The sequence below is a fragment of the Enterococcus sp. PLH-Efm8 genome (genome assembly GCF_053011625.1).
In genome coordinates, this window is the sequence record NZ_CP172568.1 from 178,023 (window position 1) to 191,127 (window position 13,105).

A 13,105-nucleotide genomic window follows, 5' to 3' on the forward strand; every position below is an offset into this window, starting at 1 on the left:
AAATTCCTCCAATTATTTTTTATTAGCGTAAATCGTAATCTTTACGCTTTTAGATAAATAATTTAACACGTTACGCGAAAAAAGACAACTATTTTGTTTTGAATCATGCGCCAAAACGAAAAGACATTTTTTTTGTCAAAATAAAGGCATAAACGTAAACTTAAAGAAAAAGGGAGATGGTGACCATGCGAAGATTTGCAATTAACGGTTACGGAGAAGCACAAGATGTTTTTGAAGAAATCGATGCTCATCCCAGAGAAGTCGGTTCTGGACATGTTCGTGTAGAAATAAAAGCATTCAGTGTGAATCCTTATGATGTTGCCTTGCGTTTAGGAGAAATGAAAGAGATACGAACATTGAAATTCCCTTATGTACCAGGTAATGATGGCGCTGGTATTGTGACAGAGATTGGTTCAGATGTCACAACTGTTCATGTAGGTGATCGAGTAGCTGTCCATGCAGTCGGCGGGACTTACGGAGAAGAAGTCGTGTTGCCATCAGCAAAAGTAGCAAAAATTCCAGATAAAATGAGTTGGGAAGAAGCAGCCGGAATGGTCACGCCAGGAATTACGGCTTATAATCTAATCAACCATTTGACGGAAATCCAGCCGACAGATACTGTAATGATACTAGGAGCATCAGGTGCGGTCGGGTCAAGTCTGATCCAGCTTCTCCATGAAAAGGGAATCCGAATCTTAACCAGTGCATCCAGTAAAAATGAGGAAAAGGTAAAAAAATTAGGAGCTTCAGCATTTGCTGCTTATGATAAAACAAATCCAGGTCTGCAATTTGCTGATCAGGCAGACCTTGTAATCGATGCGACGAAAGGAAGTATCAAAGGAGAAACCGGCATCCAGATCATGAAACCAGGCGGCAGGTATGTTGCATTAAATGACCTCCCAGATCTAGATTTGCGGCAAAAAAAGGAAGGCTTTTATGAATCGTTTGTTCCAAGAAAGGAATATCTAGATGCAGAAGCCTTTGCTGGCATAATCAAAGCCTACCAAAAAGGAGCCTTTCATGTTTTTATTTCAATGAATCTGTCTGCTTCACTTAAGCATGTCATCCAAGCACATCAGCTAGTTGAAGGACATCCTCCTGCTGGGAAAATCATCCTGTCATTCGAAAAATAAGAAATACAGGAATAAAAAACGAAAAAAGCTGAAACATTTTTGTAGGGGCAAAGACAAAAAATGTTTTAGCTTTTTTGCGTATACGTATAATAGATAAAAACTTTGGCATAAAATTATCTTTCCCTTTTATTTCATGATAAAGTAAAGGCTGTAATCCTTAATTATTTCTCAATATGTAAGAGATTACAATGAGACAATTGCCGTGATATGTCCAAAAATTCGACTTTTTTGAAAAAAGCCGATTGAAAAAAGTATGAAATACATGGTAAAGTAATTCAGCTGAAAAAAGAAGAAGGGGGAGAACTATGCAGTCAATCAAAAATACGCTTCGATTATATTTGCTTGACTGGAAACGGATTTTCAAAAACCCGATTGCAACACTTCTGATCATCGCGATCATGATCATCCCTTCGCTATATGCGTGGTTTAACATCAAAGCATTATGGGATCCATATGGAAATACTGGAGAGCTGCCAATTGCTGTTTACAGTGCAGACAAGCCAGCAGAGTTTCAAGGTAAAGAAGTGGCCATTGGGGAGCAAGTCATCGAATCGCTTCATAAAAATAAACAATTAGGATGGCAATTCGTTGATTCAAAAGAACAATTAGAAGACGGAGTCCGTTCCGGAAAGTATTACGCAGGTATTTACTTGCCAAAGGATTTCTCAGAAGATCTGCTGAGTTTTACTAGTGGTGATATCAAGAAACCAAAAATCGAATATACGGTAAATGAAAAAATCAATGCGATTGCACCGAAAATCACCGATAAAGGAGCAAGTTCGATCCAATCGCAAATCACAAATGAATTTATCAAAACAGCCAGTTCGACTTTATTGAAAGTATTCAATGAGATAGGTTACGACATCGATACGAACCTAGTAAGTATCAATAAAGTTAAAGATATGATTTTATCAACAGATGAAAATTTGGACACGATCGACGGCTACACAAAACAAGTCCTCGAATTACAAAGTCAACTACCTGAAATCAAGGAAAAACTGAATAAAGCAAATGAATTCGTGGATTACATCCCTAAAGTAGATGAGATGGGTGAAAAAGTCGTTGCATTGAATGACAAAATGCCTGAGTTGAAAGATCAAGCAAAAATCATCCTTGATTTGCAAGAAAAAATCCCAGAGATCCAAAATGCCGGTAAGCAACTAGCAGAGATCGACGGCGATTTTGCTTCGATCCAAGAGACAATGAACCAAGGAATCGATGAAGCAAAACAAGGCTTGACGATCATCCAACAAGTACAAGATATCTTGCCAGATGTGAAAAATTTAGAAAATCAGGCAAGTGATCTAGCAAACCAAACAAAATCAGGTGCCTCTCAGCTGAAAGATGCGATACCAAGCATCACAAACAGTGTAGATGTTACATTGAAGTCAATTGGACAAGTGGCAACAACGACAGGTTCGTTAATAGATACTGTAAGAACAGCTATTGAAGATGGTAAGCTGACTGATGATGAAAAGAAAAACATCAGCAATGTATTGAACGGCTTTATTGACGGAATATCTCAACAACAAAATGCAATCGATAAACTGGTCGAGTTCCTGACTAAATTGCAAACAAGTGCTGGAAATACGAAATTACAGCCAATTATTGATCAGCTAAATCAATTAAAACCCTTGCTAAGCAATCTGCAAAACCGCCTATCTGCTTTGAACACAGCTGTTCAAAATGAAGACACGAAGGCTATTGATGAATTGCTAGATCAAATTGATGCCGTTGTTAATAATATCAATGGCATCATTGCTGGTATCAATACAGGTCAAATCAGTTCCACTGTCACTTCTCTACTAGACCAAGTCATCGATACGATTGGGACTGCACAAGGCGCACTGAGCAAAGCGGACCAGATCGACTTTGATTCGCTTCTCAGCTCAACGAAAGCAACTGTAACGAATGCAGTGGCAATTTTAGAAAAATATCAAAAAGAAATGCCTGCAATTGGACAAGAAATCCATGATGCCAATACAATGCTGAATGGAAATATGGATACCATCGTCAATGGCATCAATGAAGGGGCAGACCTATACAACAATGAATTACCGATCATTCAGCAAAAATTAGGATTGGCCGCTGATTTTATCCAAAATGATTGGCCAGCACTAAAAAATGAAATCACCGGTACATTGACAACAGTAAATGAAAAAATGCCAGAAGTCGAAACAGCTGTGAACGCTGCTGCGGACTTGATCAACAATGACTGGCCAAATATCAAAGCTGGTATCCAAAAAGCAGCAGACGCGATCCGAAAAGGCGAACAAGAAGTCGATCTAGGCGAAGTCATCAAATTATTGAAACTAGACGCAACAAAAGAAAGTGACTTCTTTACACAACCTGTTGAGCTACAAACCAATGCGCTTTATCCAATCGCAAATAACGGTTCAGCTAGCACCCCGTTTTATACTGCACTATGTCTGTGGGTCGGCGCTGTTCTTCTTTCAAGTGTTGCTACGACAGAATACTATTTAGGAAAGAAAGACCGAAACAATTTTACGAAACGAGAACAATTCGTTGCTCGTATGCTGACATTTTTGACAATGGCGATTGCGCAAAGCTTGATCGTTACATTAGGGAATATTTTCTTACTAGGAGTAGATGTCCAAAATCCGGTCTACAGCGTGTCATTTGCTGTCTTGATCGCCTTAGCGTTCATGATGATCGTCTATGTCTTGGCTGCATTATTCGATAATGTCGGTAAAGGGATCGCTATTATCATCTTAGTACTGTCGATCTCTGGCGGAGGCGGGAACTATCCGATCCAAGTCTCAGGGAAATTCTTCCAAATGATCAATCCGTTCTTGCCATTTACTCATGCGGTAAACTTGTTACGGGAATCTGCAGGAGGAATTTATTGGCCAAATGCTACGAAAGCAATCTGGATCATGATCGGTTTGTTTGTTGTCTTTGGAATCGTAGGAACGGCAATCTATCCGTTCATCGAAGAAAAAATGACGAAATTCAAAGAAGCGGCGCATGAGAGCCATATTTTTCATTAAAAAAAGAGGTTGTGAAATCAGTGTTTTGACCTGAGTATTAGAGAAAAAAATGGAAAAATAGTTCCTCATATTTTGCCGTTTTTTTGAGCTAATACCGAGGGTCAGCTGATTGAACACCGTGTACCAAGAGGTTGTAAAAAAGCTGCTCTGCATCAAGTAATAAGAACGACCAAATAAAAACAGCTTCTTATGTTTTTAATTTGGTTGGGCTTATTACCGCAGATGCAAGCTTTTAAACACCGTTTATCAAGAGGTTGTGACAACTGCGCTATGCTTCGAGTAGTAAGAATGATGGGTAGAAAGCAGCCTTACATCTCTCTTCCAAAAGTTAAGATATCAAAAAGGATAGAACTTGATTTTCTAAGTCAAGTTCTATCCTTTTATTATAGAATTCAAAGAAAAAGCCCATAAAAAAATGTTAGATTTTTGCTGTATTAAAGCGTTTGAAAAAGCGCTTGATATTTTTCTGTTTTTTTCCAATTATTTTCTTAAAGTTTATTGACTTTTAAGGTCAGTGAGCGTACTATAACATCTTGTTTACTATAAATTTTCGACTATAAAACTTGAAGTAAAATTGTGTGTAAAGGAGTTTAGAAATTGGATTACTTAAAAAGGTTGTTAGTAGGTAAGCCTTTAAAATCTGCTGAAAATGATGAGCACAAATTAACCCGATTTGCTGCTTTGGCATTATTGTCGTCTGATGCGTTATCATCTATTGCATATGGTACGGAACAAATCGTTGTCGTTTTAGTCGCTTTGTCTGCTGCAGCCATCTGGTATTCGCTACCCATTGCCGCTTTTGTTATTATTTTATTGATTTCATTAACGCTATCATATCGTCAAATCATCCATGCTTATCCTCATGGCGGGGGAGCATATGTCGTCAGCAGTGAGAATCTTGGAAAGAATGCTGGCTTGATTTCCGGTGGCTCTTTATTGATCGACTACATGTTGACAGTAGCAGTATCTGTCTCAGCAGGTGCTGAAGCGATCACATCAGCGGTGCCAGCACTCTACGGTCATCAAGTCGCTATTTCTGTGACAATCGTTTTGCTACTGATGATGCTGAATCTTCGTGGGCTGAGGGAATCTGCATCGTTCCTATTATTTCCGGTGTACACATTTATCCTTGTGATCTCGTTACTGATCGTTGTTGGTTTATATAATATCGTGACAGGTGCTGTGCCATTGCAAGCTACTGCACTTCCAGGAGCGGCTGTGCCGGGTGTTTCTATCGCTTTGATTTTACGAGCATTTTCTTCTGGTTCTTCCTCTTTAACTGGGGTGGAGGCGATTAGTAATGCTGTACCATTCTTTAAGAAGCCAAGAGCAAAAAATGCCGCTGCTACATTGACGATGATGGCATTGATCTTAGGTTTCTTCTTCGTGGGGATCACATTTATCAACTATTGGTATGGGATCGTTCCTGAAAAAGAAGTCACTGTTTTGTCTCAAATTGGTAAAGCTGTCTTTGGACATGGTATTTTGTATTACGTCCTTCAATTTGCTACAGCGCTGATTTTAGCAGTTGCTGCTAACACCGGTTTTTCTGCTTTTCCAGTTCTTGCATACAATCTGGCAAAAGATAAATTCATGCCTCACATGTATCAAGATCGTGGGGATCGACTAGGCTATTCCAATGGGATTATCACACTAGCGCTAGGTTCGATCGTATTGCTGTTTATTTTCCATGGCTCAACAGAACGCTTGATTCCGTTATACTCTATCGGCGTGTTCATTCCATTTGCTTTATCTCAAACAGGGATGGTCGTCAAATGGAAAAAAGAAGGAAAAAGATGGTTAAGCAAATCGATTGCCAATATTACGGGTGCGTTCATCTCATATGCAATCATTGCGATTTTGTTTGTCTATCGGTTAGGGGACATTTGGCCTTTCTTCATCATTATGCCAATCGTTATGTTCATTTTTTATAAGATCCATGATCATTATAAAAAAGTAGCAGAACAGCTTCGTTTAGAAAATGATGCAAAACTACATGATTATGACGGGAATACCGTTCTTGTATTAGTCGGGAATGTGACACGGGTAAATATCGGTGCGTTGAATTACGCACGTTCGATCGGTGATTATGTCGTTGCGATGCATGTTTCGCTAGACGAAGATGTCGAAAAAGAAAAAGAAATCGAAGCAGAATTTAAAAAGCATTTCCCAGATGTCCGTTTTTCAATCGTCCACTCTTCTTATCGCTCGATTGAAAATCCAATTATCCGTTATGTAGATATCGTAAGTAAAAATGCAGCGAAACAAAACTATACAACTACTGTGTTGATTCCTCAATTTGTACCAAACAGACGCTGGCAGAATATTCTCCATAACCAAACAAGTTTGCGGTTAAGATTGCGATTGTCTTGGCGTGAAAATATCGTTGTCAGCACCTATAGCTACCATTTGAAGAAATAAACCAAGTTTTAAAATCAAAAACAGACCCTCTAGCTCTTAATTGAAGCTAGAGGGTCTGTTTTGTCTTATTCTCAGCTAAAGGTGCCCTCTATAAGCCATTAAAGATGGGAACAGCGTATGAAATGTTATTATTCTTCCTATTTAGCTGTAAAACATTTTGATTTTGATGTCTTGATCATAATTTCCGAATCCTTTGCCAAATAATGTACAGCCTCCTATATTTTCAGCTTCTTCCTTTACCTCGACTCTTAAGTGCCATGTGTCTTCATAAGTAGGAATCTCAGCCTCGTCAAGTGACCATTTTTTGTTATTTCGTTTGTCAAATTAAGTTAGACAAATCATCTTTTGTGACGTAACTCAAAAATACTTCCATTGGTGTCCGATAGTGTAATGATTTTCTAGGAATATGATTTCGTTTCGATGCCACCGATTGGATAAAGGTTTCAGATACACCATTAAAATCCATAGCTTTATACAAACCATCTTTACGTAATAAGCCATTTGAATGTTCATTCAATCCTCGTTGAGAAGGTGTTCCTGGATCCGCAAAATAAATTGAAATATCGTTGGTATTACTAATCTTTTTCCAATTTGAGAATTCTTTTCCACAATCAAATGTGATGGATTTAAATAAGTTTTTTGGGACACAACGAAACCATTGATTCAGCCTATTTTCAATGTCTTTAGCCTGTCTGCCTTCGGGTTTCAAGGTAATGATGACTTTAGATAGCCGTTCAACTAATGTGATGACCGCGCTTTTATGTTTTCCACCCACGATAGTGTCACCTTCCAGGTGACCAAATTCATGATCAAACTGGGTATAGTCTGTCTTTCTGTCTCGGATTGACCGGCGAAACCCTTGTTTTCCTCTTTTTTCTTTATGACCGTTTGGTTTTCTTTTTCCCTTCATTGGTAAATCGTGAGTGTCAAAGGTTTTATCTTTAAACATTCGATACAGTGTGCGTACCGAACAAGCAATAGGAAACTCTGCTCGACCAATAAGGACATCAGGAGCCCACCCTTGAACAACCTTTTTTTGAATGTATTCCTGTTGCTCATCAGGTAAAACAATCGGATGTCTTCCGCAGTTACGTTTGTTTTTCTTATATTGTTTATAGTAGCTCATTGCGCTTCCACCAGATTTAAGAAAACGATAGACCTTATAAATAGTTTGTCGAGAACGTTGTAACAGATTGGCTACTTTTGAAACAGGTTGTGATTGATTGAAATAAGCTTCTATCATTACGAGTTCAGTTGGTGTAAGATGGTTATAGGTCATTTGTACTCACTCCTTATAATTCTTTCGTCGGAACTATTTTGAGTGTAGCACAAATGACTTTTTTTAGTTGTCTAGCTTAATTTTACAATCGGCGTTACCATAACTCAGTGCCATTTTTAATTGGTGATTCACAAACCCAACGGTCTAAGCAAGTATCAAATCGATAGTGAACATGAATGACAGGAGACGAAAGAGGCAATCATTTTTGAGGCAGTAGAAGACTTGACGGCCAAAATCAGTTTTGAATAACCGTTACAAATCTTTCGTGCGTATCCTCAGGTTATTCAAGATATCAATCAAGTCACACTGCAACGAGGAACCTTCGTGTATTGGTGTTGTTGCATAGACTCACAGGCTTTGGATTCGACCTTTGCTAAAGATGATACGTTGTTACCAATTACTTTACGTTTGGCTACCGCTAGTCGTAAAGGAGTAAGAAGTGAGCGTGGACAAAGATCCTCCCTAAAAAGGGGTCTTTTTCTCTATGTAAAAAAGAGGAAAAGTTTGCTGAATTTAAGTGCTTTATTGTATTTTTTTGACGTACTTAATCAAGTACGCTATAATTATATCAGAAAAAGGAGGAGAGACAATGGCTAATACAACGATGAATCCTAGCACTGCTCGTAAAAATTTTTATCAGTTATTGAAAGAGGTAAATGAAAATCATACTGAAATCGAGATTATTAGTGATCGTAGTGGAAACAATGCTGTATTGATTGGGCTGGAAGACTGGAGAGCGATTCAAGAAACCCTTTTTCTTGAGCAAACAGGTACTTTAGATAAAGTACGAGACCGCGAAAAAGACGACAGTAGCTTTACGAATATCGATGATATTGATTGGGAAGCTCTTTGATGAGTAACTATACAGTCGCAATCAAAAACTCTGCGAAAGTGGATTTAAGAAAAATCAAGCAAACGAATTTAAAGAAACAATTTGAAGAAGTGATTCAGACATTGAAGGAAGATCCATATATGCCCACGCAGTCTTTTGAAAAGCTGAGACCTACACATGAAGGCAGATACTCACGCAGGCTGAATAGACAGCATCGAGTGGTTTACAAAGTTGATGAGGAAAATAAAGTTGTAGAAATTTATTCTGCCTGGACACATTATGAGTGAAGTGAGAAGAGCCAACCTTTTTAGATAGTTAACAAAGAGTCTCCCCAAAAAGGAGACTCTTTTTTTGTTCTAAAACCAACCTTCTTGGATTTATTGCATGATTTCTTTAATTTGTTCCTATATCTCCACCTTTGAAGGGTCATTGTTTGAGTTTAGGAATGGAATGTTGACGGGTTTATGTAAAACAAGGAGGAAGAAGTGTGACAAGGAAAATCAGTAAAATTGGAGCATCGTTGTTAGTGTTGGCAGTGGCAACGACCATCGATTATCGCCAAAGTGAGGCGAAGACAATTGGAAATGTCGTTTATCGAGAAACAGCCAAAAGTATGTTGAAAAAAGCAATGGACAATCAACCGGAGTCGTCTTATTGGTTCCCAGAGGATTCGTTGGCATGGTCTTTTGGAAAAGATACAGATACGAAATACAATACCAGTGTCGTTCCTTTAGCAGAGCGGGTATCCAAAGCGACATTGCCGAACATGAATGTCACTCAAACGGAAGAAGTTAAAGTCGTGGCGCTTTCGGCCATGAATAGCAGTATCAACGGCAATGCATCACGAGGGATCGATATCTTTTACGCCAATGTCTTTTCTTATTGGCAATATATCGATCAATTGGTTTACGGGGGTGCTCTTCTGGTGAAGGATCATCGTATCGCCAAGTCTAGTTGCGACGGATGCAGTCCATAAGAATCGTGTACCGGTTTTAGGAACCGCAAACCTCCCATGGCGAGAAGCTGGAATGGCTAGATATGTTTTTAGCCAAGGATGAGGATGGCAAGTTCCCGATTGTATAAAAGATGATCGAAGTTACCGATACGGCAGTCACCAGTTTTGATGATGCAGCTGAAGGCATCGAACAATCGAGGACTGATGGAAAAGGCTTAAATGAAAGCCACGCCAAAGGATGTAAGAATTGATGCCCAATTCAAAGAACAAGCAGACGAGTATTTAGAGATCATGTGGTATGAATTCCATGACGAGTGATGGGAAAATGGATTGGCAAAATGCCTTAGCGGATAAGAAAAAAACTTAGTCGGTGGATGCAGATATGAACCCGTTGGCAGTATGAAGTTGGAGTATACGGAATGGATAAATAGCTAAGAAAAGCAACTCTTTGCCCATAAGGAGGGAAGAATCAGAGTGGATTATTGCCTTAAAAATGACAGAACTAAAAAAGCCTTTGCGACCAACAAATGGTCGCAGAAGCTTTTGTTTTTTACAATAACATCAGCGTGATGTACGGCTGGCTGGATCTAGCCGTCTTTCCAAAATACCTAAAAGCCAGTCCGTGATGATCGCCATTAATGCAGTTGGCAATGCACCTGCTAAAATAATCGATGTGCCCTCTGTTGCATTGGTTCCTCGGATAATGATATCTCCAAGACCACCAGCACCGACGAATGCACCGATCGCGGTTATCCCGATGGCAACAACTAACGCGTTTCTTATGCCTGCCATGATAACAGAAACAGAGAGTGGTAACTCTACCATGAATAGTCGTTGTCTAGCAGTCATCCCCATGCCTTTGCCGACATCAAGGATGTTTTTGTCTACTTGGATCATCCCGGTATACGTATTCTTGATGATCGGTAAGAGGGAATACAAAAATACAGTAACAATCACGACATTGACTCCCAGGCCTAATCCAATGATTAAAATGGAGATCATGGCTAGAGAAGGGATCGTCTGGATGATATTCGCCAAACGAATCACCCAGTTTGCTAATTTACGTCTCCTAGAAATCATGATCCCAACCGGAATCCCGACAACTGCTGCAAAGAGGACACCATAGATAGAAATCAGGAAGTGACGGATAAATTGTGCAAAGATATAGGAGCCATTTTCCTGGAAATAATAGAAAAATTGTTGAAAGACATTCATTTTATCCAATTGCTTCACTTCCCTTCAAAATAGTGGTTTTCTTGTAAGAAACGTTGTGCTACTACTGATGGTTCCACTAGATTATTATCTGCTTCGTAGTTCAATTCCTGCATTTTTTCCGTACTGATGGTATGACCTAACTTATTTAAGGCTTCTTTTAAATGAGGCGTATCAGCTAATATCTTGTTGTCTACAACTGGAGCAGCATCATATGGTGGGAAGAATTGACGATCATCTTCCAACATGACTAGATCATAACTGGCGATCCGTCCATCCGTAGAGTAGCCAAGAACAATATCCATTTTTCCTGCTTCGACTGCGTCATAAACAAGTCCAATCTGCATAGGTAATATCGAATTGAAGGAGAAGCCATAAGTTTCTTGGAAGCCGTCATAACCGTCTCCTTTACGATTGATCCAAGAAGTATCTACACCAGCTACTAATTCATCCGCTACATTTTTCAGATCGCTGACTTTAGATAGATGGTATTTTTGTGCGGTGTCTTTTCGAACAAGAAAGACATACGTATTTTCAAAACCATAGGACGGGAACCACGTTTGACCGTATCTTTTCTCAAATTCATCTTTCACGGTAGCAAACGCTTTTTTCGGATCTTTTTCAGGAGGAAGGTTCAATGTAGTCGTTAAATCTGTTCCTGTGTAGCGAGCCGCTGAAATTGAAGCATCTCCGTTCATCATCGCTTGATGGTTGATAGTTGTAGTAGCCAGATTGTTGATGATTGCGGTATTTTTATCTGTATAATGTTCAACCATTCCGGCAACTAGACTTGCTAAGATCTGTGCTTCTGAAGTGATTCCACCTGTGATCGAAATGGTGTCTTCATCTGTATTGCTGGCAAGACCAGGGAAGGAACAACTCGCAAGTATAAGAAGAGAGAAAAGAACCATGGTCATTTTTAGTATACGTTTCATTCTTCATTCTCCTCTCTAAGTGCGATCGGTGTCAGCCGGTGTTCCAAGAGACCTAGAAGCCAATCAGCCAATAGTGCTAAAATTGTTACAGGGATCGTACCTGCCAAAATGAGATCTGGTTGGTAATTATTCAGTCCACTAAAAATAAAATCGCCTAAACCACCAGCGCCGATATAAGAGGCAAGTGTAGCCCATGCAATCACGTAAACGGCAGCTAAACGAATACCAGCCATGATCGTTGGCATAGCAATGGGCAATTCAACGGAAAAAATGGATTGGAACTCAGTCATCCCCATGCCTTTTGCCACATCCCGATAATTCCAATCGACATTTTTCATCCCAATGTACGTATTACGTAAAATCGGCAATAATGAATAAATAAAGAGTGCGATAATCGCAGGTAATTTACCTACGCCAAATAGCGGGATCATCAATGCCAATAAAGCAAGAGAAGGGATTGTCTGCAAGGCACTGGTTAAGCCAATCACAATCGTGGCAGCTTTTGGAAAACGTGTCAGTAAGACACCAAGCGGTACAGCAATGATGATACCAATGATCAAAGCAAGTCCTGAAATATAAAGATGTTCAAAACCTTTTGAGAGAATTTCTGAACCGTGCTGATGAAAAAACTGCTGCATAGGTCAGACCTCCTTAGATTCTTCAGGAGTAGCTGACTCTGCAACATCAGTAGTTGCGGGATCTTCTCCCCAAATCACATCGTAGACGATATCCACTAATGATGCACGAGTCAGGATACCTACGACTTTGTTCTGTTCATCAACGACCGGCACGTATTTCAGCCCGCGTTTTAAAATGCGTTGCAAGGTATCACGAAGATAGGCGGATTCTTTTACGTAAAAAACATGTTTATTCAAAATGTCGCCGACACTGGATACTTTTCCTCGTTTTTTATTCAACGTTTCTACATCGATAAATCCTTTTAATACATTCGAATTATCGGTAACTAACAACGTATCTACACGTTTTTCCCTCATCAGTTTGATTGCTTCTTGTAATGATTTTTCCGGTGTAATCGTGATTGCTGTATTTAGCATAACTTCGCCGACTCTTGTCGCATTTGGCTTGGCTTGTAGTAGGCGATCTTCTCCAATCAACTCTTCTACGAAATCGTTTGCAGGATGACGTAAAATATTTTCTGGTGTATCAAATTGGATCACACGGCCTTCACTCATGATGGCGATACGGCTTGCTAGTTTAACAGAATTAGGCAGAAGTCGCCCATCCTCTATAGGTGGGTGATGAATGCCGTTCGGTATGAGGGTTACCGTTGGTAACTCGAAGACCGACAACTAAGGCGTATTGCCTT

10 protein-coding genes and 2 pseudogenes are annotated in these 13,105 nt (G+C 39.5%); 6 read left to right on the forward strand and 6 right to left on the reverse strand.

The window, feature by feature from the left end:
* Window positions 1–185: 185 nt before the first annotated feature.
* From ACIFUW_RS00900 to ACIFUW_RS00910, 3 genes are all read left to right on the forward strand, one after another.
* Entirely contained in the window at window positions 186–1,133 is a 948-nt protein-coding gene (locus ACIFUW_RS00900; RefSeq protein WP_002294206.1) for an NADP-dependent oxidoreductase, read from the forward strand.
* A 305-nt stretch (window positions 1,134–1,438) separates the two neighbouring features.
* Window positions 1,439–4,144 (forward strand): YhgE/Pip domain-containing protein, encoded by a 2,706-nt coding sequence (locus ACIFUW_RS00905; RefSeq protein WP_002296556.1) that lies wholly within the window; start codon window positions 1,439–1,441, stop codon window positions 4,142–4,144.
* A gap of 597 nt (window positions 4,145–4,741) precedes the next feature.
* Window positions 4,742–6,565, forward strand: a complete 1,824-nt coding sequence (locus ACIFUW_RS00910; RefSeq protein ID WP_002294202.1) for an APC family permease — start codon at window positions 4,742–4,744, stop codon at window positions 6,563–6,565.
* Window positions 6,566–6,706: 141 nt separating this feature from the next.
* Here ACIFUW_RS00910 and ACIFUW_RS00915 read toward each other — a convergent pair.
* Window positions 6,707–6,847: pseudogene (locus tag ACIFUW_RS00915) on the reverse strand (transcriptional regulator); the annotation flags it as partial.
* 37 nt (window positions 6,848–6,884) lie between these two features.
* Entirely contained in the window at window positions 6,885–7,844 is a 960-nt protein-coding gene (locus ACIFUW_RS00920) for an IS30 family transposase (RefSeq protein WP_002303350.1), read from the reverse strand.
* Window positions 7,845–8,433: 589 nt separating this feature from the next.
* On the opposite strand from ACIFUW_RS00920, the gene ACIFUW_RS00925 reads away from it, so the two are divergent.
* The 3 genes from ACIFUW_RS00925 to ACIFUW_RS00935 all read left to right on the forward strand — a co-directional run bounded on the left by ACIFUW_RS00925 (window position 8,434) and on the right by ACIFUW_RS00935 (window position 9,652).
* Window positions 8,434–8,697 carry a type II toxin-antitoxin system Phd/YefM family antitoxin gene (locus ACIFUW_RS00925; RefSeq protein ID WP_002296559.1) on the forward strand — a complete coding sequence of 88 codons (264 nt, stop codon included), beginning with the start codon at window positions 8,434–8,436 and terminating at the stop codon, window positions 8,695–8,697.
* The gene (locus tag ACIFUW_RS00930) at window positions 8,697–8,963 is read left to right on the forward strand and encodes a Txe/YoeB family addiction module toxin (RefSeq protein ID WP_002296560.1); all 267 of its coding nucleotides are present in this window, start codon (window positions 8,697–8,699) and stop codon (window positions 8,961–8,963) included. Before ACIFUW_RS00925 ends, ACIFUW_RS00930 begins: the two co-directional genes overlap by 1 nt.
* Window positions 8,964–9,163: 200 nt before the next feature.
* Window positions 9,164–9,652: a mannosyl-glycoprotein endo-beta-N-acetylglucosamidase gene (locus ACIFUW_RS00935; RefSeq protein ID WP_002296561.1), complete on the forward strand. Its 489-nt coding sequence runs from the start codon at window positions 9,164–9,166 to the stop codon at window positions 9,650–9,652.
* A 540-nt stretch (window positions 9,653–10,192) separates the two neighbouring features.
* Here ACIFUW_RS00935 and ACIFUW_RS00940 read toward each other — a convergent pair.
* The 4 genes and pseudogenes from ACIFUW_RS00940 to ACIFUW_RS00955 form a co-directional block, all read right to left on the reverse strand.
* Entirely contained in the window at window positions 10,193–10,864 is a 672-nt protein-coding gene (locus tag ACIFUW_RS00940; protein WP_002302663.1) for an ABC transporter permease, read from the reverse strand.
* Window positions 10,861–11,778, reverse strand: coding sequence for an osmoprotectant ABC transporter substrate-binding protein (locus ACIFUW_RS00945; RefSeq protein WP_002296564.1), 918 nt, complete (start codon window positions 11,776–11,778; stop codon window positions 10,861–10,863). The genes ACIFUW_RS00940 and ACIFUW_RS00945 overlap by 4 nt, the downstream gene beginning before the upstream one ends.
* Window positions 11,775–12,416 carry an ABC transporter permease gene (locus tag ACIFUW_RS00950; protein WP_085811560.1) on the reverse strand — a complete coding sequence of 214 codons (642 nt, stop codon included), beginning with the start codon at window positions 12,414–12,416 and terminating at the stop codon, window positions 11,775–11,777. Before ACIFUW_RS00950 ends, ACIFUW_RS00945 begins: the two co-directional genes overlap by 4 nt.
* Before the next feature lie 3 nt (window positions 12,417–12,419).
* A pseudogene (locus tag ACIFUW_RS00955) lies at window positions 12,420–12,998 on the reverse strand (CBS domain-containing protein); the annotation flags it as partial.
* Window positions 12,999–13,105: the final 107 nt, after the last annotated feature.